General features: G+C 76.4%; 13 protein-coding genes. 12 read left to right on the top strand and 1 reads right to left on the bottom strand.

Features of this window, described 5'->3' with window-relative positions; translation table 11 throughout:
- Positions 1–85 precede the first annotated feature (85 nt).
- Positions 86–307 carry a hypothetical protein gene (locus AB0M99_RS27985; RefSeq protein WP_365925139.1) on the top strand — a complete coding sequence of 74 codons (222 nt, stop codon included), beginning with the start codon at positions 86–88 and terminating at the stop codon, positions 305–307.
- Between the two features lie 109 nt (positions 308–416).
- Entirely contained in the window at positions 417–3023 is a 2607-nt protein-coding gene (locus AB0M99_RS27980; RefSeq protein ID WP_365925136.1) for a LuxR C-terminal-related transcriptional regulator, read from the top strand.
- Positions 3024–3053: 30 nt separating this feature from the next.
- Here AB0M99_RS27980 and AB0M99_RS27975 read toward each other — a convergent pair whose 3' ends face one another.
- A complete protein-coding gene (locus AB0M99_RS27975; RefSeq protein WP_365925134.1) occupies positions 3054–4328 on the bottom strand; it encodes a hypothetical protein in 1275 nt (424 codons plus the stop codon).
- A gap of 182 nt (positions 4329–4510) precedes the next feature.
- Between AB0M99_RS27975 and AB0M99_RS27970 the strand changes: the two genes are divergently transcribed.
- The 10 genes from AB0M99_RS27970 to AB0M99_RS27925 form a co-directional block, all read left to right on the top strand.
- Positions 4511–5188, top strand: a complete 678-nt coding sequence (locus tag AB0M99_RS27970) for a response regulator transcription factor (protein WP_365925132.1) — start codon at positions 4511–4513, stop codon at positions 5186–5188.
- 217 nt (positions 5189–5405) lie between these two features.
- Positions 5406–9395: a hypothetical protein gene (locus AB0M99_RS27965; protein ID WP_365925130.1), complete on the top strand. Its 3990-nt coding sequence runs from the start codon at positions 5406–5408 to the stop codon at positions 9393–9395.
- Between the two features lie 6 nt (positions 9396–9401).
- The gene (locus AB0M99_RS27960; protein ID WP_365925128.1) at positions 9402–10127 is read left to right on the top strand and encodes a DUF4255 domain-containing protein; all 726 of its coding nucleotides are present in this window, start codon (positions 9402–9404) and stop codon (positions 10125–10127) included.
- Positions 10127–12154, top strand: a complete 2028-nt coding sequence (locus tag AB0M99_RS27955) for an ATP-binding protein (protein WP_365925126.1) — start codon at positions 10127–10129, stop codon at positions 12152–12154. The genes AB0M99_RS27960 and AB0M99_RS27955 overlap by 1 nt, the downstream gene beginning before the upstream one ends.
- A gap of 16 nt (positions 12155–12170) precedes the next feature.
- Positions 12171–19589, top strand: a complete 7419-nt coding sequence (locus tag AB0M99_RS27950) for a DUF4157 domain-containing protein (protein ID WP_365925124.1) — start codon at positions 12171–12173, stop codon at positions 19587–19589.
- 118 nt (positions 19590–19707) lie between these two features.
- Positions 19708–21303, top strand: coding sequence for a phage tail sheath subtilisin-like domain-containing protein (locus AB0M99_RS27945; RefSeq protein WP_365925122.1), 1596 nt, complete (start codon positions 19708–19710; stop codon positions 21301–21303).
- Between the two features lie 22 nt (positions 21304–21325).
- Positions 21326–21769 carry a phage tail protein gene (locus AB0M99_RS27940; RefSeq protein WP_365925120.1) on the top strand — a complete coding sequence of 148 codons (444 nt, stop codon included), beginning with the start codon at positions 21326–21328 and terminating at the stop codon, positions 21767–21769.
- A 7-nt stretch (positions 21770–21776) separates the two neighbouring features.
- Positions 21777–22268 (top strand): hypothetical protein, encoded by a 492-nt coding sequence (locus AB0M99_RS27935; RefSeq protein WP_365925118.1) that lies wholly within the window; start codon positions 21777–21779, stop codon positions 22266–22268.
- Positions 22265–22423 carry a DUF6760 family protein gene (locus AB0M99_RS27930; RefSeq protein WP_365925117.1) on the top strand — a complete coding sequence of 53 codons (159 nt, stop codon included), beginning with the start codon at positions 22265–22267 and terminating at the stop codon, positions 22421–22423. Before AB0M99_RS27935 ends, AB0M99_RS27930 begins: the two co-directional genes overlap by 4 nt.
- A 146-nt stretch (positions 22424–22569) precedes the next feature.
- The coding region (locus AB0M99_RS27925; protein ID WP_365925115.1) for a hypothetical protein at positions 22570–23899 on the top strand (1330 nt) is incomplete at its 3' end.

Raw genomic sequence — 23899 nt, 5'->3', positions numbered from 1 at the left:
CCGAGGCGGACCTCGCCGCCCTGATGGGACGCCCGGCAGGAGACCGGCCGCCCGGTGGTCCTCGTACGGCACACCTCGCGTCCTCGTGCCCCTCGACGCCACCCACACCTTCGACCTCGCCGGCCCGGACGGACTGCACCTGACGGCCGACCAGCTTGCCACCGCCACCGTGGTCAACCTCCAGGGTGGCGGGTTCGCCCGTGTGCTCACCGCGGAGGCGCTGCTCGCCGCGGCCCGCCCGGCCGCGGCGGACCGGCTCGCCGCGGCCCGCCCGGCCGCGGCGGACCGGCTCGCGAGCACCTCCTGATGCCGTGGACCCCACCGGTCACAGCGCCGGCCAGGTGCACCCGGACGGGTGGCCCGATTTTCGGCCAGCGCGTCCCGGGCGGGGCGAGGGCGGTCCTACCATCGGGCCCATGGTGGTCTGCTGGCCCTTCCACGGGCGCGCTGCGGAAGTCATCCGGGCGCGCGCGGCGCTGACCGGGCGGGGCCCGGCGGGGACGCGCGGGGTGCTCCTGGTGGGCGCGGCCGGGGCCGGAAAGTCCTGGCTCATCGACGAGGTCCGGCGGACCCTGCCCGAACTGCCGCTCCTGGAGGGCTCGGAGGGGACGCGGACCGTGCCCCTGGGGGCGCTGGCCCCGCTGCTGCCCGAGCGGATGGACCCCGGGACGAACCGGTGGCGCTGTGCGGCCGAGGCCCTCACCGGAGCCGTGGTCTGCGTCGACGACGCCCACCTGCTGGACCCGATGTCCGCCGCACTGCTGCAACGCCTCGTACATGATGGGGAGTTGGGGTTACTCGCCGCCGTGCGCACCGGGGCCGCGATGCCCGACGGGCTGCGGCGGCTCAGCGAGGACCGGTTCCTGGACCGCCTCGAACTCGCGCCGTTCACCCCGGCCGAGACCAGTGCCCTGCTGGGCGCGGCGCTGGGCGCGGTGTCCGAGGCCGCCACCGCCCGGCTCCACGAACGCTCGCGGGGGAACCCGCTGCTGCTGCGGGAGCTGGCGCTCACCGCCGTGGACTCCGGCGAACTCCGCCTGGAGGACGGCCAGTGGGGGGCGCCGCCCGGCACCCCGCCCGGCCCGCCCGCCGCACGGATCACCGACCGGGTGGCCGACCTGGTGGAGAACCGCATCGGCGGGTACGGACAGGACCGGCCGCAACTGCGCGAGGTCCTGGAACTCGTGGCCCTGGGCCAGCCGTTGGAACTGTCCCTGCTGCTCGGACTGGTCGACGTCCGGCTGGTGGAAGAGGCCGAGGACCGCGGACTGCTGACCCTGGCCGACGAGGGCCGGCGGACCTACGTGCGCACGGCCCATCCGCTGTACGCCGAGGTCGCCACGGCGCGCTGCCCCCGACTGCGCGGACGGCGCCACCACCGGGCGCTGGTACGGGCGGTCGAGGCGGCCGGCGCCCGCCGCGCCGGGGACGCGCTGCGGCTGGCCGAGTGGCGGCTGGCCGGCGGACTGACCGAGGACCCCGTGCCCCTGCTGGCCGGGGCGCGGGCCGCGTGGGCGGCGTACGACACGGCCTCGGCCGTACGGCTGGCCTCGGCGGCCCGCGACGCGGGCGGCGGAACCGAGGCCGCACTGCTCCTCGCGGAGGCCCTGAGCTGGGCCGAACGGTACGAGGAGGCCGAGCGGGTGCTCCGGGAGTGCGCCGGGCTCGCCATGAGCGACGTACAGCGCATCCGGCACGCGGTGCTGCGCGCGCACGGCCTCAGCTGGGGGCTGCGCAGCTTCGCCGACGCCGAACGGGCGCTGGACGAAGCCGAGTCGGCGGTCAACGACCCGGCGCTGCGCTGGGAGGCGGGCGCCCGGCGGGTGGCGCTGGTGGGCGCCCAGGGGGACTTCACCGCCGCGCTCGGGCTGGCCGGGCGGCTGCTGGCCCGGCCGGTGGAGCCGAGGCGCACCGGGGCGCTGCTGACCACGACGGCCGTGGCCCACGCCTACACCGGCCGCCCGGAGGAGGCCCGCCGCGAGGTCGCGCGGGCCGCGGCCCTGCTGGGGCGGGAGCCCGCGGAGGTGCTGCCGCTGCGACTGGCGGAGTTCGCGGCCGAGTTCTGGGCCGGCAGCCTGGACGGCGCCGACCGGGCGGCCGACGCGTTCGCGGAACTGCTGCGGCGGCGCGGCGACTGGCCCGTGGCGGAACGCTCGGTCGACGCCCTGTACGGGGCCGTACTGCTGTGGCGGGGCCGGCCGGGACCCGCGCTGGCCCGTTTCCGGGCCGGCATCGCCGCGCGCGGGCCCGGCTACTACGACACCTCCCACCTGGGCGGCGCCGCGCACGCGGCGGCGCTCGCCGGGGACGCCGCCCGGGCCGAGTCCCACCTGGCGGCGGCCGACCGGGGCTCGGCCGCCGTGCCGGTGGTCTTCGACCAGTGGACGGAGCTCGCGCGGCCGTGGGTCGCGGCGGCCGGGGGCCGGGTGACCCGGGCGGTGGAACTGGCCCGAGGCGTCGCCGACGGGGCCCGGGCCGCCGCGCTCCCCGGCTTCGAACTGCTGGCCCTGCACGACGCGGCCCGCCTCGGCGGGACCGGCGGGGCCCGGTCGGTGGCCGCGCGGATGCGGGAGGTCGCCGCAGCCCACCAGGGCGCGCTCGCGGCGGTGTGCGCGGCGCACGTCGCCGCGCTGGCGGGCCGGTCGGGGACCGGACTGTGGGAGGCGGCGCAGGAGTTCGAGCGGCTGGGCTACGGGCTGTTCGCCGCGGAGGCGGCGGCCGGTGCGGCGCGGATCGCCCCCGGAGCCGCGGCCCGGGCGGCGGCCGCCCGGGCCCACATGCTGGCCGCGCGCTGCGCCGGGGTCTCGGCGGCCGCCGTCCCCGCCCTGGCGGGCCTGGCCGCCCCGGCCCTCACCCCGCGCGAACGGGAGATCGCCGCGCTGGCCGCCCAGGGCCTGGCCTCCCGCGCCATCGCGGACCGCCTGATCCTGTCCCCGCGCACCGTCGACAACCACCTCACCAGCATCTACGCCAAGCTCGGCATCCCGGGCCGCACCGACCTGGCCGCGGTACTGGCGCCGTAGGCCGCCACAGCGGCTTCGGCGCCCGCGCGGCTACTCCAGGGTGCCGCTGAGCAGCGCCGCGGCCGAGCAGCCGGACGGCGCCGGGGCCGCCGGGGGCCGGCCGACCGTGCGGCAGGTCAGCGTGATCGTGATCTCCTCCTTCGGCCCGGCGAGCAGGGCCGAGGCCCAGTGGAAGTCCTGTTCGCGGAAGTTCTCCAGCGCGGGCGCCAGCAGCGGCTTGCCGCCCACCGAGAAGGTCACCGTGCCCGAGTCGCCCTGCGGGTTCTCCAGGACCAGGTCGGTCAGCCGCAGCACCTTGTCGTCCGGGACCGTGAAGGTCGTGCTCTTGGTGCCGCCCGCCGCGGCCGACGCGGTCAGCCGGTACGAGAACAGGTTCGCCTGGGGCTGCGCCGCCGGGCCGGTGCCCGGGGTGGGCGACGTGGTCGGGCCGGGGCCCGGCTTGCCCCCGCCGGGGCCCGCCGAGGCGGCGTCCGCCGCGCGGTCCGCAGTGTCCTTGGCGTCCGCCGCCTTCGACTCGGCCGCCTGCACCGGGCCCTTGACGGCCTCCTTGGCCGCGCCGCGCACCACCGGCCGCAGCAGCGCGAACCACGCCACCGCGAGCAGCGCGAGCAGCGCCAGCACGGCGATCAGCGCCTTGAGGGCGGCCGCCGTGAGGACCGGCCGGTGCAGCAGGGTCCCGTCGAGCGTCACCGGGTCCACGCCCTCCGCGGGCGCCGCCGTCACCTGGAAGGGGTGCGGGGTGGGCACCCCGCGCCACATCCGCCGCCTCGCGCGCACGGGCACCCGTACGAACGCGGCCCGGCCCGGAGCCACCACGGTCGGCGCGGCGGGCAGCGTGAAACGCAGCGCCTCGGACTGGTCCTTGGCCGCGAGGGAAACGGTCAGCGGATGGTTCCCCCGGTTGTCCAGGGCGAGTTGGAAACGGGCGCCGGTGCGGCCCTGGCTCATCCGGGGAGTCAGCTCGGCGGTGAAGTCCGCGTACGCCCCGATGTCCAGCAGGCCTTCCGGGACCGTCGCGTGCTCGGGCTGTTCCTGCGGCAACACCCGTACCGCATAGGCGAGTTCCCCCGGCGGGACGGTGGAGTCCCGGGGCGGCCGGACCACCAGCTCGACCGTGCCCGCCGTGTTCGGCATCAGGGACAGCGTCGACGGCTCGACCACCGTCCAGGCCGCGGCGGGCCCCAGCACCTCGAAACCGTAGGCCTCGACGAGGTGGCCGCTGTTGCGCAGCTCCAGAGGGATCCGGATCTCGTCCCCGGGCATGACGGAGGCCGGGGAGGCGGCCAGATGAGCGGAAGTGGTCATGAGGGGACGGTAGGGAGGGGTACGAAGGCGGGACCGCACCCGTACGGACACATCCGAGGGCATGTCGCGTTGCCCGTTGAGTCCGCGTGGAGTTCCCGCTGACTGCCCGGGTGTTCACTGGGTCCACGCAGGAGGTGGGGCTCTCGCGGGACGCGGGGGCGTCGAGCAGGGGGGATTGTGCGATGCGCTATCAAGGGGAGAGCGGAGCCGAGCGGATTCCGGTACGGCTGACGGCCCAGGACCCGATTTCCCGGGCGGGCCTCGCCGGGCAGTTGCGCAACTGCCCGGAGGTGCGGCTGCTGGGGGACGAGGAACCGTACGGACCCTCGTGCGTGGCCGTGGTGGCCGCGGACCGGGTCGGGGAGAACGAGACGCAGACGCTGCGGCGCGCCCAGCGCGGCGCACCCGACGGGGCCGCCGGCGGCCCCGGCGAGGCCCGGATCGTGCTCGTGGTCACGGAGATCGACGACGCCGGGCTGGTGGCCGCCGTGGAGTGCGGGGTCGTCGGGGTGGTGCGGCGCTCCGAGGCCTCGGGCGAGCGCCTCGTCCAGGTGATCACGGCGGCCTCGCGGGGGGAGGGGAGCGTACCGGCCGACCTGCTGGGGCGGCTGCTCGACCAGGTGGGGCGGCTCCAGCGGCAGGTGCTCGATCCGCGCGGACTGGCCTTCACCGGGCTCGCACCCCGGGAGGTGGACGTGCTGCGCCTGGTCGCCGAGGGCAGTGACACGGCGGAGATCGCCCGGACCCTGGCCTTCTCGGAGCGGACGGTGAAGAACATCCTGCACGACGTGACCACCCGGTTGCAGTTGCGCAACCGGTCGCACGCGGTGGCCTACGCGATGCGCCAGGGGTTCATCTGAGCACCCCGAAGCGGCGGTGAATGCCCGTTAGGGCACCGGGAGTTACCCGCAACGGTGCCCCGCCCTGGGCTACGGGCGGGGCACCCCACGGGTCACGGTTGCCGCGAGGAGGGCTATCCGGATGCCGTCGGCCCGCCCCGGGGCGTGCGGGGGAAACGTCCGGGAGACGCGCGTGCGACGAGCAGGGCGACGAGGTGGCTTCAGGTTCGGGCGGTCCATGGTGCTGGTGGCGGCCATGGCGCTGATGGGGGTCGTGCCCCCGATGGCGCCTGCCCGCGCGCCCGCCGCGCCCCTGGCCGCACCGGCGGACGCCGCGGACCCCGGGCGGATCGCGTACATCGCCGAAGGCCTGCGCCACCGCATCGACACGGTCGGCCCCCGGGGCGAGCTGGCCCGGCTGCTGCCCGTCGGCACGGCGGGCAACGACTGCCAGCCCGCCGCCCGCGGCGACGACCTGGTGTGGGTCAGCGACCGCAGCGGCCAGGGCGAGGGACTCTACCGGCGGACCGGCAACGGGCCCGCCGTACGGGTGTTCTGGCAGCCGGGCCTGCGGATCGCGAACCCCGTGCTCTCCCCGGACCGGCAGTGGATCGCGTTCACGGCCTGGGAGAACGACCCCGGTGACAGCAAGCCCGCCACCCGCTACCGCTGCGACGACCGCGAGGGGCGCGGCGAGGTCCCCATCGGCGTGTGGGTCGTCCGCACGGACGGCACCGGACTGCGGCAGGTCGCCGAGGGCGCCGAGGACCCCGACTGGTCGCCCGACGGCACCGAACTGGTGTACTCGCGCGGCGACGCGGCCCTGCGCGCCCCGGTGGCGGGCGGTCCCGCCGTACGGGTCTCGCCCGCCGGGGTGAGCGCCCTGCGACCCGTGTGGGAGCCCGGCGGCAAGGACCGCATCGCCTACCTCACCCCGTACGGCAACGACGGCGTCACCGCGTACGGCGTGGTCACCGTGCCGGCCGGCGGGCGCGGGCAGATCCCCCAAACGGCCCTGGCCCGGGCGGAGGCGGGCGGCGGCGAGGAGCGGCTCGACCTCGCCTGGCGGCCGGACGCCGGGCGGCTTCTCGCGCTGGTCGGCCAGCCCTACCTCGTCGATCCCGCCGCGCCGTGCGCCGGCTGCCCGGGCACACCTCTGTACGACCCCGAGGGCGTCGTACCGCTGGATACGCACAACGTCGGCTGGTACACCGCGCCCGCGGCGAACCCGCAGCCGCTGGTGGCCGGCGAGGACTGGGAGCGGATCGGCATCGAGCGCCAGCGGGCCGGGCTGCCGCTCGACCGCGTGCTCCTGCGGTCCGTGCTGGGGGAGGAGTACTACCTCGCGGACCCGGCTTACGCGCCCGACGCGCGCCGACTGGCCTTCGTACGGGTACTGGGCGGCGCATCGCTGACGGCGGTGCCGGGGACGGCCGCGAAGGGCCCGGCGGCCAAGGGCGCGGCGGCGGGCGGGAAGGCGGCGGGCGGGAAGGTGGCCGCGGCCGACGGGAGCGACGTACAGATCATGATCGGGGAGCCGGAGGCGCTCGCGGGCGCACAGCCGCTGACGTACCAGGGCATGGACGCGTACGAGACGCAGACCCGGCCCGCCTGGTCCCCGGACGGCACCCGGCTGGCCTTCGCCCGCCAGCCCGCCGCCACCGAGGCCAACCCCACCCCCCGGACCGAGATCGCCGTCGTCGACGTCTCGGGACGGCCCGCGGACTGGAAGCTCCTGACCACCGTGCGGCCGCGCAGCCAGACCGGTGACGACTGCGGCTCGGACGACCGCGAGCCGAGCTGGTCCCCGGACGGCACCAAGCTGGCCTTCTCCCGCTGGAGCGAGTGCGTCCCCCAGCCGACCGACCCGCACCTCTCGGCCGCCCGGCCCGCCGCGGCGGCCGCCCCGGGGCCGCCCCGCTGGTACGCGGACCGGCACATCTGGACCGCCAACGCGAGCGACGGCAAAGGCCAGTTCGACGTGACCGGCGCGCAGTGCGGCGCGGCCTGCTCGGTGATCGACCAGCGCCCCGTCTACGATCCGCGCGGCGGTGCGCTGGCCTTCGTCCGGCAGGAGCACTACGTCAACAACACCGTCGGAGCCGTCCGGTCCGCAGACGGCGCCCCCGGCCCCGCCCCCGCCGTGAACGCGGTGACCCGGACCGTGACGGGCGAGCCGAGCATCGTGCTGCTGGCCGCCCCGGACGGCAGCAACTGCCGGGCGATCGTGCCCCGTCAGCCCGGCTGCGCGGACAAGATCCCCGACCCGCCCGAGGGGTTCGGATACCAGGAGCCGGACAACCCGGCGTACTCGCCCGGCGGGCACCGGCTGGCCGTGGACGTACGCAGGACCGGCGCCCGGCAGACCGACCGCCGCATCCTGGTCATCGACCCCGACAACGACGGCGGCGAGGACGACCACACGGAGCTGTTCCCCGGCACCACGGGAGCCGGCCAGTCGCAGCCCGCCTGGGAGCCGAGCGCCGACCTGCACGTCACGCTGACGGCCACCGAGCCCACGCTGCTGCTCGGAGCCACCGGAAAACTGGTCCTGACCCTGCGCAACGACGGGATCGCCCCCTCGCCCGCCACCAAGGTGCGCTTCACCCTGCCGCCGGGCCTCCAGGCCGCCGGCCCGCCCGTCCCCCAACAGGGCAGCTGCACGGTCCAGTTGGCCTGTGACCTCGGCGTACTGCCCGCCGGTGCCGCCACCCGGGTCGAACTGCCGGTCAAGGGAGCCGCACTGGGGGCCCACGAGGCCCGCGCCGCGGCCGAGACAGGGCTGCCCGACCACCGGCCCGCCGACAACCAGGCCGCGTCCGTGGTCACCGTCGTCGTCCCCGACCTCGCCGTGACCGCGACCGCGACACCGCCCGTACTGAAGATCAACGAGCGGACGAAGGTCGAGTTCACCGTCCGCAACGCCGGAACCGCCGTCGCGGAGGACGTGCTCCTGAAACTGACCCTGCCGCCCGGGCTGACCCTGCTCACCGGCACCGCCTGCCCGGCCGGGGGCTGCGCGCTCGGCTCCCTCGAACCGGGCGGCGAGAAGACGCTCACCTGGGAGTACACCTCGCCCGAGGGCCTCTCCGGGACCGTCGAGGGCAAGGCCGTCACCACCACCCGGGGCGGCGCCGACGGCAACCCGGACAACGACCGGGCGGCGGTGGACCTGACCTTCGTCGACCCGCGCCGCCCCGACGCCGCGGTCACCGTCACGGCCACCCCCGACCACTTCAGGACGGGAGAGCAGTCCACCGTCGTCTACAAGGTGACCAACCTCGGTGACGCCCCCGCCAAGAGCGTGCTGCTGACCACGGTGCTGCCGGCCGGCATGACCGTGGTCTCCGCCACCCCGCCCTGCCCGGCCGCGGGCTGCGCACTGGGCGACCTGGCCCCGGGCGCCTCGGTGACCGTGACCCGCGTGGTCGGCTCTGCGACCCCCCTCAGCGGCAACGCCACCGGCACCGCCGTCACGGCCGGGGAGGACAGCAACCCCACCAACAACACCGCCTCCGCCCCGCTGGTCGTGGAGGAGGCCCCGCCGCCGCCCCAGGTGCGCCTCGCGGACCCGTCGGTGTCCGTGACCGCCGCGCCGCGCACCGCGTACACGGGCGGCCGGATCACCGCCGAGGTGGTGGTCTCCAACCCCGGGGCCGTGCCGGCGACCGGGCTGACCCTCACCCTCACGGTGCCGCCGGGCCTGGGCCTCTCCTCGGTGTCCCGGCCGGGCTGCGCGAGCGCCGCCGGCTGCCCGGTGGCGGACCTCGGGCCCGGGGAGCGGACGACCGTCCAACTGGAACTCGCCGCGGGCCCGGCGCTGACCGGGGCGATCACCGCCTCGGTCACGACCACCGGCTCGGACGCCGTCCCGGGCAACAACACGGCCGCCGCGCAGGTGACCGTACGGCAGCCGGCGCTGGAGCTCAGCCCGCCGCTCGGGCCGCCCGGTTCGGTGCCCCAGGCGCGCGGCAGCCAGTTCCCGCCGGGCGTGACGGTGGACCTGCGCTGGAGCCGGGGGGTGACGGTCGCCTCCGCGCCCGTGGTGGTGGGGGCCGACGGGACCTTCTCCGCCCCGGTGCTGGTCCTCGTACAGGACACGCTCGGCGAGCGGAACCTGGCGGCGGCGCAGGCGGACACCGACCGTCCGCTCTTCTCCGAGGTGTCGGCCCCCTACCTGGTGGTGCCCGGGGTGCTCCAGCCCGACAACTTCCAGTGGCGCAGGTGATCCGCCGTGATCCATGAAGTGGACGACGCGTTGCGGGAGTTGGTACGTGCCGAGGCGCTGGGCGGGGGAGCCGGCGTTGAGGTGGTCTTCGAGGCCCCCACCCGGGACTGGGCCGCCCGGCGGAACACGCCCACCGTCAACCTCTACCTGTACGACATCCGGGAGGACCTCGGCCGGCGCTCGCGCGGGCGGCGCAACGTGTACGACGAACAGGGCCGGGTGACGGCCCGGACCCTGCCGCCCCGGTACTTCAAACTGTCCTACCTGATCAGCGCCTGGACCCAGCGCCCCGAGGACGAACACCGGTTGCTGTCCTCGCTGTTGGCCTGCTTCCTGCGGCACGAGGCACTGCCGGCCGGCCGGCTGGGCCCCGAACTCGGCGTCACCGGACTGCCGGTGCCGCTGTCGATCGCACTGCCGCCGCCGGAGGACAAGGCGTTCACGGACGTGTGGAGCGCGCTGGGCGGGGAGTTGAAGCCCTCGCTCGACGTGGTGGTCAGCGCCCCCGTGGCGACGGCACCGCAGTACGAGGCCGGGCCCCCGGTCGAGGAGGGTCTCGTGGTCGGCCTGTCCGACCTGTCGGAGGCCCCGGACGCGCCGGACCTGTCGGAGGCCCCGGACGCGTCCGACGTGCCGGACCCGGCGGAGCCTTCCGGGCCGGCGGAGCCGGGGCGGCGGCCCCGGGTGCCCGGCCCGCGTGCGGCCCGCGCGCGCCGCCGGGGCGACGCCTGATGGACTACCTGCTGGCCCGGCTGGCCGCCGTCGAGGCCCGCGTACGCTCGGCCGTCGAGGCGCGCCGCGGGACGGACCCGGACGCGGACGACCCGTTCCGCGGGCTGTACCTGTCCGACGCGGCCGTGCGCAGGCTCCTCGACGCACCCGACCAGGTGCCGTGGCCCGACCCTGTGGCCGCACCCGCCACCGGCGACGGAAGCTCCCGACTGGAGCTGCTGCAGAGGGACTTCGGGCTCCAGGCGCTCGACGTCGAGCTGCTGCTGATCGCGCTGGCGCCCGACGTCGACCGGCGCTTCGAGCAGCTCTACGGCTACCTCAACGACGACGTGACGCGACGCCGGCCGAGCATCGGACTCGCGCTCGGGCTGTGCGCGGTCCCGGCCGCCTCGGCGGCGGCGCGGGCCAGGCTGTCGGCGGACGGCCCGCTCGCGGCCCGGGGGCTGCTGCTGGTCGAGGAGCCCGAACGGCCCTTCCTCGGGCGGTCGCTACGCGTCCCCGACCGGGTCGCCGCCCACCTCCTCGGCGGCGACGCCATCGCCCCCGAGCTGGTGGACCTGCTGCGCCCGGCGCCGGGCGGCCCCGGCCCGGACGAGGATTCGGCCGCGCGGCTGGCGGGCGCGCTGCTGGCCGGGATCTCGCCGGTGTACGTACGCGAGCCCCCGGGCGGGGCGGCGGCGGAACTGGCCGCCGGCGCGCTCGCCGGCGCCGGGCGCGGGGCGCTCGTACTGGACCTGGCCCGCCTGGAACGGCAGGCCGAGCCCGTACCGCTCGTACGGGCGGCCGGGCGCGAGGCCGCGCTGGCGGGCGCCGGGCTGATCGCGGCCCCGGTGGATGCCCTGGCGCAGCGCCCCGAACTGCTGCGCGCGCTGGCCGCGTTGCCCGTACCGGTGGTGCTGTCCGGGCAGGCGGGCTGGAACCCCCAGTGGTCGGACCGGGCGCCGCTGCTGGTGGAGGCCGAGCGGCTCGGGGCCGCCGCGCGGGCCGCCCTGTGGACCTCGGTACTGGGCGCCCCGCCCGGCCCGGCGCTGGCGGCCTTCGTACTGAGCCCGGAGCAGATGCGGCGGGCGGTGGCCACCGCCCGGCAGCAGGCGGCGCTGGCGGGCACGCCCGGCGGCGCGCTGGACGGCGCGCTGGACGGCACGGCCCCCGGCGAGGCGGAACTGCTGCACGGGGCCCGGGCCCAGAGCACCTCCGGACTGGAACGCCTGGCCCGCCGCATCCAACCGGGCGTGGGCTGGCCGGACCTGGTGCTGCCGCCGCCCGTACTGGGGCAGCTGCGCGAGCTCGCGGCCCGCGCCCGGCACCGGGACCGGGTGCTCGGGGACTGGGCGATGCGGCCGGGCGGGGGCCGGGGACGCGGCGTGATGGCCCTGTTCGCGGGGGACTCGGGCACCGGCAAGACGATGTCGGCCGAGGTCATCGCGGGCGAACTGGGCCTGGACCTGTACACGGTGGACCTCGCGACGGTGGTCGACAAGTACGTCGGCGAGACGGAGAAGAACCTGGAACGGATCTTCACCGAGGCGGCCGGAGTCAACGGCGTGCTGCTCTTCGACGAGGCGGACGCCGTCTTCGGCAAGCGGTCCGAGGTCAAGGACGCGCACGACCGCTACGCCAACGTGGAGAGCGCGTACCTCCTTCAGCGCATGGAGTCGTTCGACGGGCTGGCCGTCCTGGCGACGAACCTGCGGGCCAACCTGGACGAGGCCTTCACGCGGCGCCTCGACCTGGTCGTCGACTTCCCGCTGCCGGACGCCGAGCAGCGGCTCGCCCTGTGGGACCGCTGCCTGGGCCCCCGCCTCCCGCGCGGCGACGACCTCGACCTGCCCTTCTGCGCCAAGTCCTTCGAGCTGGCCGGCGGTGACATCCGCTCGGCGGCCGTGACGGCGGCCTACCTCGCGGCCGAGGCGGACCGCCCGGTCACCATGGCCGACCTGGTGGCGGCGGTGGCCCGCGAGTACCGCAAGCTTGGACGGCTGTGCCTGGAGAGCGAGTTCGGGCCGTACCTGCGGCTCGCGCGGTGAGGGCGGGGGAGGCGTGATGCGCGACCGGAGCGGGGACGGACGCGGCCACGGGGGTCCGTCCCCCGACCCCGCCGCGGCGCACGCGGCGGGCACGACGCCGGCCCCGCTCGCGCTGGACCGCCCGGAGGCGCTGACACCGGAGGACCTGCTGGGCCTCCAGCAGACGGTCGGCAACTCCGCGGTGACCGCGCTGCTCGCCCGTCGCCAGGAGGTGCAGACGGCGGAGGACTCGGCCCGGACGGTACGGGATGTCACCGCGTCGGAGGGCAGCCCGCTGGAGGAGCCGGTACGGGAGGAGATGGAGGCCCGGCTGGGCCACGACTTCTCGGACGTACGGGTGCACACGGACACGGCGGCGGACGAGTCGGCCCGCGCGATGGGCGCCCGCGCGTACACCTCGGGCAGTCATCTCGTGTTCCAGGAAGGGGCGTTCGACCCGGGGTCCACGGACGGTGCGACGACCCTGGCCCACGAGCTCACGCACGTCGTCCAGCAGCGCAGCGGCCCGGTGGCGGGCACGCCGACGGCCGGCGGCCTGCAACTGAGCGACCCGGACGACCACCACGAGCGGGAGGCCGTCGCGGCGGCGGACAAGGCGGTGTCCGGCCGGGCGGGCCCGCAGCCCGCGGACGCCGCCGGTGGCGTGCCCTCCACGGGTTCGGCCGGTGCGCCGGTGGCGGCGGAGTCGTCGCAGGGCGCGGCCGGGGTGAGCGGGCCGGGTTCGGCGGCGCGGGTGGCTGCCGCGGGGTCGGTGGGTGCGCGGGCGGCTGATGCGGCGCGGGGCGGGGACGGCGGTGGGGGCGCGGGTTCGGCGGCGCGGGTGGCTGACGCGGGGGCGGTCGGTGTGCCGGTGGCGGGTGGCGCGGCGCGGGGTGCCGACCTGAGCGGGGCGGGGCAGTCCGCCCCGGCGGCGCGCGAGTCCGCCCCCGGGGTGGGCCCGCAGTCGGCGGTGGCCGGCGCCGGGGCGGGGCAGGCTGCCCATGGTGCGGCCGGACCGGCGGCGCGCGAGTCCGCCCCCGGAGTGGGCGGCGGCGGGGGGCGGCGTGGGGGTGCGGCCGCGGGCGGGGTGCCGCACGCCCCCGCATCCGCAGCCGGCGTAGCGCATGGTGCGGCTCCCGCGGGCGGTGCGCGGCCCGGCTCGGCAGGGCCCGGTCAGGCGGCACCGGCACCGGCCGGGCCCGCCGCCCGCGCGGCCGGGGGAGATCCGCTCGGGCAGTGGACCAGCGCCGTGTCGGCAGCCGCCGGAGGCATCGCCGCGCCGCAGCTGGAGCCCGGCGCGGCCGCGGCCGCGCTGACCGGCCAGGCGGCATCGCTCGACGCGGAGCGGCAGGCCGCCCGGCCCGACTACGCCGCGCAGGCGCAGGCCCGCGTCGCCCCGCCGCCCGCCGAGCCCGAACGGCAGGCGACCCTCGACACCCACGTCCCGGAGGACGTGGTGCGCGGGGTCCGGGAGCAGGGTGCGACCCGGCTGCGGGACCAGACGTTCCCCGGGATGACCCCCATGCCCGCCTTCGGCGGCGGCAGCCACGCGCCGGGCCCCGGCGGCGCCGCCGGGCCCACGGCCGTACCGCCGCAGCCCATGCCCACCGAACGGCCCCCCGGCGGCCCGGTCGAGCCGGGCGCGGTGCCCGCCGATCCGCGCGCGGACCGGGTGTCCGGCGAGGTGGCCGCCGCGACCCCGCCCACCGCCGGCGCGGGAGCGGGCCAGGCGGTGACCCTGCACGATCCGGGAGCCGCCTCCCTCGAACCCCCGCCGGCGGCCCAGGCCGAACAGATCGGCGCCGTGGTCGCCGAGGTCAGGTCCCATACGGCCCAGTACGCCCAGGAGTTCGCCGACGCGGCCAAGAGCCGGCTCGACCCCCGGGGGTCGGTGTCCGCACTGACCCCCCTCGTGGACGCGCTCAAGGCCGACCAGGAGCAGTCGATCACGGCCGAGCTCGACGGAGTCGTCTCCGCGGCCGGGCTGGCCGCCGGCACGCTCGCCGGCGGGGTGGCCACCCACGAGGCGACCGCGACCCAGCAGGCGCAGAGCTCCGCGGCGGCCCTGGAGTCCGCGTCCACCGCGGAGACCGCCCGGCTCCAGCAGGCCGGGGCCGAACAGGCCGCGCTGATCGACGGAGCCCGGCAGGCGGCCGACGCCGGGGTGGACCAGCGGGCCCGGGCCGCCGAGGGCGCACCGGACGAGGCGGCCATCGAGCGCAGCCGGGACGGCTACCTCGGCGCCGTCGACTCCGCCCTGTCGGCGGGGTCGGCCGCCTACCAGTCCGCGGGCCGCGCCCGGGAGTCCGAACTGGACCGGGTGGCCCAGCAGCAGAAGACCGCCTACCAGCAGCAGGCCCGGGCCGCGGCCGACCGCATCCGCCGGGACTTCGTCCGCGACGGCCGGACGGAGGACGAGGGCCGGGTCGAGGGCCGCCGGGCACTGGACTGGGCGGCGCGGCAGGCCGAGCAGGTGGACGTCACCCTCGACCACCTCAAGCGGGACAACACCGCCGAGGTGGAACGGCTGACCACCACCCTCCAGGGCTCCCGTGACGGCGCGCGCGAACGGATCCGCGAATGGGCGGCCAACCAGTCCGGCACCCAGCGCAGTTGGTGGGACCGGCTGCTGGACGGCTTCCGGGACTGGGGTGAGCAGGCCAAGACCGACACGGCGGCCTGGCAGCGCCAGGTCGACGCCCAGAACCGGGACGCCATCGCCGGGGACTTCGCCCTGCTGACCCGGCTGCGCGACGCCCAGCAGACCCAGGGCCAAGCGGCGGTCGAGGCGGAACTGGCCCGGCTCTCCGGCGAACAGCGGGCCATCGCCCTCGCGTTCCTGAACTCCGGCGGCGGCAACCCCATCACGGCCGTGGCCCGGCTGCTCGTCGACCGGCTGAAGAACACCCGTACCCCGGAGATGGCCAGGACCCTGGAGGAGCGGGCGATCGCCACCCTGGACTGGGAGAACCTCGGGCTGCTCGGGGCCGCACAGACCCCCGGCTTCAACCCGCGCGCGGTGGCCCACCAGATCAACGACTCGGTCCGCGGCATGGGTACCGACAGGACCAGGCTGTTCGCGGCGCTCCAGGGCCGCACCCCGATCCAGATCGCCGCCATCCGCAAGGCCTATCCGGTGGTGACCAACGGCTCGGACCTGGACGAGGACCTGCGGGGCGACCTCGACGACGAGTCCGAGGACACCATCGCCCAGGCCGAAGCGCTGCTCGCGGGCGATCAGGTGGGCGGCGCCGTCGCGGCACTGCACGGCGCCGTCGACGGCCTCGGCACGGACACCGAGGTCATCATGCAGACGCTGCGCGGGAAGTCGCAGCTGGAGCGCGAGGCCATCATGCGCGCCTACCGCGAGCGGTACGGCGTGGACCTCCAGGCGGACCTGGAGGGGGACCTCAGCGGCAACGAGGCGGGCCAGGCGCAGGCGCTGCTGACCGGCGACACCGAGGCCGCCGACGCCTACGCCCTCGCCGAGGCGGTCCAGGGCCTGGGCACCGACGAGGCCGCACTGCACGCCACGTACGACCGGATCCGCGCCGAGGTCGAGGCCCGGGCGGCCCGGGAGGGCATGTCAACGGCCGAGGTGGAGGCCGAGATCCGCCGCCGCAACAACCTGGTCGCCGAGCGGTACGGAACCCAGACCGGCGGCGGGGCCGGCGCCCTGGAGGCCGATCTGCGCGACGACCTGGAGGGCGGCGAGCTGAACATGGCGCTGGCCGAACAGGCGGGCGACCGGACGGCGATGGACGCGGCCGCCATCCAGCAGGAGCACGAGTCCATGTACACGGACGACGACCGCGTCAACAGCGTGCTGCGCCGCCAGCACGAGCGCGCCGCGGCGGAGGTCAACCGGGACACCCAGGTCAGGATCCGCGAGGTGATGCGGGACCCGTCGCTCACCCCCGAGCAGCGCACGGCCGCCGCCGAACGCATCCGCGGCGAGGCCGAGGGGGAGATCGAAGCCCGGGCGCAGCGGAACCTGGCCGCGCTGGAGAGCCGTTACGACGCCTCCTCGGGCGGCGGCACCGGTTCCTTCGACGTGCTCGTGGCATGGGAGCTGTCCGGCTACGCGCAGGAACAGGCGCGGGACCTGATCGCCCAGGGCGGACGGCTGACCGACGCCCAGGAACTGCACTACGCGGTGGCCGGCGAAGGGACCGACGAGGAGGCCATCCGGCGGACCCTGCGGGGCAAGTCCCGCGAGGAGATCGCACGGATCTCCGCGGACTACCAGCGGTTGACGGGCCGGCCGCTGCTGGACGACCTGGAGGGCGATCTCGGCGGCCGCGACTGGGCCGACACCCAGGCGATGCTCGAAGGCACCAGCACGCCCGAGGAGATGGCCGCGTACCTGCGGGCGCGCCGCGAGTGGGAGCTCGGGGACGGCACCGGCGTGCTCGGCGCGCTCTTCGCCGGGGACGAGGCGCAGGTGCTGGGCGATACGGCGGACGAGGCGCAGGGCGCGTACGAGGAGTACCGCCGGCTGGTGGGGCAGTTCGGGGCGGACGACCCGCGGACGCAGGCGGCGCTGGACCGGTTCAGGCGGTGGGCCGGGTACGGCGACGAGGAGATCGACGCCCACCGGGCGGCGGTCGACAGCGCCACCGACACGGCGGCGACGGTGGCGGCGACGGTGGTGGGCATCGTCGTCTCCGTCGCCACGGCGGGCACCGCGGCGCCGGCGGTCGTCGCCCTGTACGGGGCGCTGGCCAGCGGGGTGGCCACGATCGCCGTGCACGCGCTCGGCAGGGGCGGTGCGTACGGTCTGGAGGAGTTCGGCGCCGACCTCGGGCAGGCCCTCGTGGGCGCGGGGGTGGCGGTGGCCACGGCCGGCATGGGCGAGGCGGCCATCAGGGCGATCAAGGCGGCGGCGACCTCCCCGCTGGCGGTGGCCCTGGTGCAGGCGGCGGAGAGCGGGGCCCTCGGCCGGATCCTGGAGAAGGGCGCGGAGGGGGCGATCGAGGGCGCCCTGGGCGGACTCCCCGGAGGCATGGCCTCGGCCATGATGAACGAGGCCACCTGGAAGGGCGGCGACCCGCTGGAGGCCATCCTGCGGGCGGGCATGAGCGGTACCGCCTCTGGGGCGGGCATGGGCTTCGCCATGGGTGCCGTGATGCACGCGGCGAAGGAGGGCTACGGCGCGCTGCGCCCCGCACCGGGCCCGGGCGGCGGCCCCACCCCGGCGGGGCCGGCCGACGCGGCGCCCACCCCGGCGGGGCCGGCCGATGCGGCGCCTGCCCAGGTCGCCGATCCGGCGGCGACACCCGTCGACACGTCCGCCGCCCCGGGCACTCCGGCCCCGGTGGACACCTCCGGCACCGCGGGCGCTCAGATCACGGAGCCCGCCGTGACGCCGTCGGCGCCGGGTCAGGTAACGGAACCGTCGGCGGTCCCCGGGGAGGTGCCCGCCGCCCCGGGCCGGGCGACGGATCCGGTGACGGCCCCGGCGGACGCGGCCCCGGCCTCCGGCACCCGGGTCACGGATCCGGCGGTGGCTCCCGTGGAGGCGGTCCCGGCGTCAGGGACCCGGGTCACGGATCCGGTGGTGGCCCCGGCGGAGGTCGTTCCTGGGCCGGGCGCCCAGGTCTCGGATCCGGCGACGGCTGCCGTGGAGGCGCCTTCGGCGCCGGGGGCTCGGGGCACGGATCCGGTGGCGACGCCGGTCGACGCGGCCCCCGGAGCCGTGGACACCGGCCCGGTGCCGGCTGAGCGCGCGCCCCTCGGCGAGCGGCTGGACCTGGGCGGGGCGCCGGCCAACGACAACGCCATGGGCATACCGGCCAACGACAACGCGGGCTTCCCGCCCGAGGCCGGGCAGATGACCGCGGACGGGCTGCTGCCCCCGGGCGAAGGGCCCCGGCCGCCGGAGCTGAGGGTGCTGGAGGGCGGCGCCGGGACCACGACGGCGGACCGCCCGGTGGGCGGCGGCGCCGAACGCACCCCGCCGGGCGATACCGCCCACACGGGCACGGACCCCACGGTCCGCGACACGGGCGGCCCCCTCACCCCGGACTCCGGCCCACGGGTCGGCACGGATCCGGCCCCTGCGGGTACGGACGTGGCCCGGGCGGGGACGGGCGCGGCCCCGGCCGGCACGGATGTGGCCCCGGCCGGTACGGACGTGGCTCCGGCGGGTACGGACGTCGCCCCGGCCGGTACGGATGTGGCCCCGGCGGGTACGGACGTCGCCCCGGCCGGTACGGATGTGGCTCCTGCGGGTACGGACGTCGCCCCGGTCGGTACGGATGTGGCTCCTGCGGGGACGGACGTCGCCAAGGTCGGTACGGATGTGGCTCCGGCGGGTACGGACGTCGCCAAGGTCGGTACGGATGTGGCTCCGGCGGGTACGGACGTCGCCCCGGTCGGTACGGACGTGGCTCCGGCGGGTACGGAGGTCGCCCCCGCCGGTACGGACGTGGCCCCCGTGGACCCGTCGGCCCCGGCCGACACCGCCGGCCCGGCAGAGGTTCCGGCGGAGAGGCCCGAGCTCCGTACCGCCAACACCGAGGCGGCGGAGAGGCGGATCGCCGACACCGAGGCCGCGCTGGCCGGCGCCACGGAGAGGGCCGACGCCGCCCGCGCGAAACTCGCCGAGGCCAGGGCCGATCTGGAGGCGGCCGAGGCGCTCCTCGCCGAAGCCCCGGGCAACCGGGACGCCAGGCAGATGGCCCGTGAGGCCCAGGAGGCCGTGGACCTGGCGCAGCGGGAGCTCCGGCCGCTGGAGGCCAACGAGGCGGCGGCCCAGCGCGAAGCGACCGCCGTGGCGGGGTCGGAGGAGCGGATCCGTACGTACGAGGCCGAGGTGGCGGACCTCGTGGCCGCGGAGCGGGCACAGCTCTCCCAGGAACCCACCCCCGAGCAGTACCGCAGGGGCATCCGCCGCAACATGGAGCCGCCGCCCAACTCGCCGGAGGGCAGGGAACTCTCCCGGATCCGCGGCGAGTTGAGGGCGGCCCGCGCAGCGCTGCAGGACAGCGTGAGCGGCCTCACCGAGAGCCTCAAGGCCCGGGTGGACGCAGCCACCCCCGGCGAAGCCGGCCGGGCTCCCGCGATGGAGAACGCGGCCGCTCTGGGCGGGCCGCTGGAACCCCGGGGCGGCATGCCGATCGACGTCGAGACCGGTCAGCCGATGACGACCGGCGACTGGGCCACCGACCACATCATGTCGCGCAGCGAGATCTCGAAGCTGCCCGAGTTCCAGCGGCTCTCCCCGGCGGAGCAGCGCTTCGTCCTGCTGGAGGTGCCGGAGAACTTCCTGCCCATGACCGCGGAGGCCAACGGCTCCAAGGGCAACCGCTCGGTCGCGGACTGGATCGCCGCCCGCCGGGCCGCGGGTGACCCCCTGCCCCCTGACGTCGTGGAGGCGCTGCTCGCGGCCGACGCCCGCGCCCGGGCGGCGATCGCGGAGGCCATCGCCAATCCGCAGGTGCGCCGGCCGTGACGGGCTGCCCGAAGGGGCAGCGCGGGTTTCCCCCGGGTCCGTACGACCGGTCATGACCATGGGGCGGGGCCAAGGGGGAGGGTGGGACCGACCGTCACACCCCAGGGGGAGGACCCGGATGCCGTCGTACCTGTCACCAGGCGTCTACGTCGAAGAGGTCGAGGCGGGCTCGCGCCCGATCGAGGGTGTGGGTACCGCCGTCGCCGCCTTCGTCGGGCTGGCCGCGGACGGGCCGTACAACACACCGACCCTGGTGACGAATTGGAGCCAGTTCGCCTCCACCTTCGGCGAGTTCATGGACGGGGCGTACCTCGCCCACTCCGTCTACGCGTACTTCCTCAACGGCGGCGGCACCTGCTACGTCGTACGGGTCGGCGGCGACGGCGGTGACGGCGGCGAAGGTGACCGGGCCCGGCCCGCCGCCCCGCCCGCGGCGGCCGGCGGCAAGCGGTCCAGGCCCGGCGCGCTGCCCGCGGGGGCCCGTACCGCGCTCGGCGGCTTCCAGGTGGCCGCGCTGGAGGGCACCGGCGAGGGCATCAGCGTCGAAGTCGCCGATGTCGGCGGCGAGTCCCCGGCCGAGGACGCGTTCACGCTCAACATCAAGCGCGGGGACCGCACCGAGGAGACCTGGGAGGTCTCCAGCAAGCGCAGCAGCCGCAATTACGTCGTCACCGTCGTACGGGACCGCTCCCGGCTGGTCACCGTCGAGGACGCCGGTCCCTCCCAGGTCCTGACCCGGCCGGAGAACCAGACGGTCGCGGTCGCCCCGGCGCCCGCGCCCGTGCCCGTCGTCCCCGTGACGCTCACCCCGGCCTCGTACGTGGGCAGTTCGGACGACCGGACCGGCTTCGGCGGGCTGGAGACGGTGGACGAGATCACCATGCTCGCCGTACCGGACGTGATGAGCGCCTACCAGCAGGGCGCGATCGACGCCGAAGGCGTCAAGGCGGTCCAGCTCGCGATGATCGCCCACTGCGAGCTGATGGGGAACCGGGTCGCCATCATCGACCCCCTGCCCGACCTGTCGCCGCAGCGCGTCAAGGACTGGCGGATGACGGGCGCCGGATACGACTCCAAGTACGCGGCCCTGTACTACCCCTGGGTGAAGGTGGCCGACCCGTCGGCGGGCGGCCAGTCCCGGTTCATCCCGCCGAGCGGAGCCATGGCCGGGGTGTGGGCGCGCAACGACGAGAGCCGGGGCGTGCACAAGGCGCCCGCCAACGAGGTGGTGCGCGGGGCGGTGGACCTGGCCGTCCACCTGACCAAGGGGGAGCAGGACCTGCTCAACCCGATCGGGGTGAACTGCATCCGCTCCTTCGCCGGGCGCGGGATCAGGGTGTGGGGCGCGCGGACCCTGTCCTCCGACCCGTCGTGGCGCTACCTGAACGTGCGCCGGCTCTTCAACTACATCGAGGAGTCCATCCTCATCGGCACGCAGTGGGTGGTCTTCGAGCCCAACGACGACGCGCTGTGGGCGCGCATCAGGCGGACCATCTCGGCGTTCCTGGTCAACGAGTGGCGGCGCGGTGCGCTGTTCGGGCTGACACCCGACGAGGCCTTCTACGTCAAGTGCGACCGCGAGACGAATCCGGCCGAGGGGATCGACGCGGGCCAGGTGGTCTGCGAGATCGGCATCGCGCCGGTGAAGCCCGCCGAGTTCGTGATCTTCCGGCTGGCCCAGTTCTCGGGCGGCACCAGTCTCGTCAACGAATAGCAGCGGCTAGGGAGTCAGCAGCATGGCACTTCCCGACATGGACACCTCGGTCGGCCATTCCTTCGGGCTGGAGATCGACGGGGTCGTCATCAAGCAGATCAACGAGGTGACGGGCCTGAAGATGGAACAGGACGTCATCGAGCTCAAACAGAACACGGCGGACGGCAAGTACGTCATCAAGAAGCTGCCGGGGCGGCCGAAGGCGGGCGAGGTCACACTGACGCGCGGTCTGACGGCGGACAACAACTTCGAGAAATGGATCAAGGACGCGCGGTTCGGGAAGATGAGCTCGGCCCGCAAGGGCGGCGCGATCATCGTCTTCGACTACGAGGGCCAGCCGATCAAGCGGTACACCCTGGTCAACGCCTGGCCGAAGAGCCTGGAGATCAGCTCGCTGAAGGCGGGCGACACCAGTGTCCTGACCGAGAAGCTCGTCATCACGTACGAGTCCATGGACGTGGCGTGATCGGCTGATGCGACGACAGATGGCGCCGAGCGCGGGTGCGGGTGCGGGCGCGGAGGCTTCCTCGGCGGCAGCGGCGGCTGCCGCCGCCCTGCCGTCGCCGGTGGCCGGACCGGCCTCCGGCGGGTCGATGCGGACCGAGTTCGCCTTCGAGCTGCCGCGCGGGTACGTCGACGGCGCGGGGCAGGTGCACCGCACGGGCGTGATGAGGCTGGCCACCGCACGGGACGAGCTGGTACCGCTGCGGGACGACCGGGTGCGGGAGAACCCGGCGTACTTGTCGGTGGTGTTGCTGGGGCGGGTGGTCGAGCGGATCGGCTCGGTGACGGACGTGCACGCCGGGGTGATCGAGGACCTGTTCGCCTCCGACCTGGCCTTCCTCCAGGACTTCTACCGCCGGATCAACGCGGAGGGCCACACGCGGGCGCAGGTGACGTGCCCGTCGTGCGAGACGGCGTTCGCCGTCGACCTCGCGGGTGGTGGGCGCCTGGGGGAATCGTGACGTACGCGACGACGGACGAGCTGTACGGCGAAGTCGCGTACATCGCCTACCACTTCCACTGGCCGATGGATTCCATCCTTGACCTGGAGCACGCCGAACGGCGGCTGTACGTGGACCAGATCGCGCGGCTGAACCGGTTGGCCGGGGGGCGGTGAGCCGGGTGTTCGACGCGTTGCGGAGCCGGTTGCGGGGGCGTTCCGCGGAGTCGGCTGCGCCTGCGCCCGCGGTTGACGCTGCGGAGCCGCCCGCGCCCGCGCCCGCGCCTACGCCTACGCCTGCGCCTGCGCCTGCGCCTGCGCGGTTGCCGGAGTGGCCCCAACTGCCGCCGCAGCAAGGGACGTTCGGCGCACCCGCGCTGCTGACCGACCCGCAGGGCTTCGGCGCCGGGCTGACGACGTGGCGCGACCCGTCGCTGACGGGTGCGCTGGGCCATGCCGTGACCCCCGAGGCCCCGGGCGGGACGGTGTACGCGGAGCCGGCTCCGGTCCAGCGCTGGGCGCCCCCGGGCGGCTCCGGTGCCTCCGCCGCCACCTCGGGGCTCCCGGTCGGCTCCGCCGAGGCGCCGGCCCGGCTGCCGGAGGTCCCGGGCGGGACGGTGCACGGTGAGCCGGCTCCGGTCCGGCGCCGGTCGGCCCGGGGCGGCTCCGCCGCCTCCCCGGAGCTCCCGGGCGGCTCCGCCGAAGCGCCGCCCCCGCCGCCCGAGGCCCCGGCCGCCGCCGCCCCGCTGCCCGTCGTGGAGGCCCGGCGGGAGGAGGCGCTCACGGTGGCCCCGCCGGTGGACCTCCCCGTACGCCGGCTTCCGGTGCAGCGCCTTGAGGCGCAGCCGCCCGCGCCGGATGTCCCTCCGGTCCAGCGCCCGTTGGTGGGGGGCGAGCCGTCGGCTCCGGCTCCGGCTCCGGATCCGTTGCCGTCGCCGTTGCCTGCCGCGCCGAAACGGCTGGGCCTGGGGGCCCCGCTCCCGCCCCGGCCGGAGTCCCCGGCACCACCGGCCCCCGTCGCGCCGGAACCGCCCACCCGCCGCCTCGGCCTGGGTGCCCCGCTGCCGTCGGCGCCGCCCGGCGCCGCCCCGCTGCCCGCCCGGACGCCGGTGCAGCGCGCGGCCGACCCCGCGGCCCGGGGCCCCGAGTCGGACCTCCCGCCCGAGCCCGCGACACCCGCACAGCGCGCCGTGCCCGATGATCCGCCGCTCGGGCCGCCCGTTGTGCCGGACCCGCCGGTACGGGCCGTTGGTCCGGCGGGGGAGTTGCCGGTTGTGCCGTCGGTTCCGCCGGTGCAGCGCGCCGTGGTCGAGCCGCCGCTCGGGCCGCCCGTCGTGCCGGACCCGCCGGTACGGGCCGTGGTCCCGGCGCGGGAGCTACCCGCCATGCCGTCGGTTCCGCCCGTGCAGCGCGCCGTGGCCGATCCGGCCCTCGGGCCGCCTGTCGTGCCGGATCTGCCGGTACGGGCCGTTGGTCCGGCGGGGGAGTTGCCGGTTGTGCCGTCGGTTCCGCCGGTGCAGCGCGCCGTGGTCGATCCGCCGCTCGGGCCGCCCGTTGTGCCGGATCTGCCGGTACGGGCCGTTGGTCCGGCGGGGGAGTTGCCGGTTGTGCCGTCGGTTCCGCCGGTGCAGCGCGCCGTGGTCGATCCGCCGC

The sequence above is a fragment of the Streptomyces sp. NPDC051183 genome (assembly GCF_040682455.1).
GTDB lineage: Bacteria > Actinomycetota > Actinomycetes > Streptomycetales > Streptomycetaceae > Streptomyces.
This window is presented reverse-complemented; position numbering and strand designations above follow the sequence as displayed.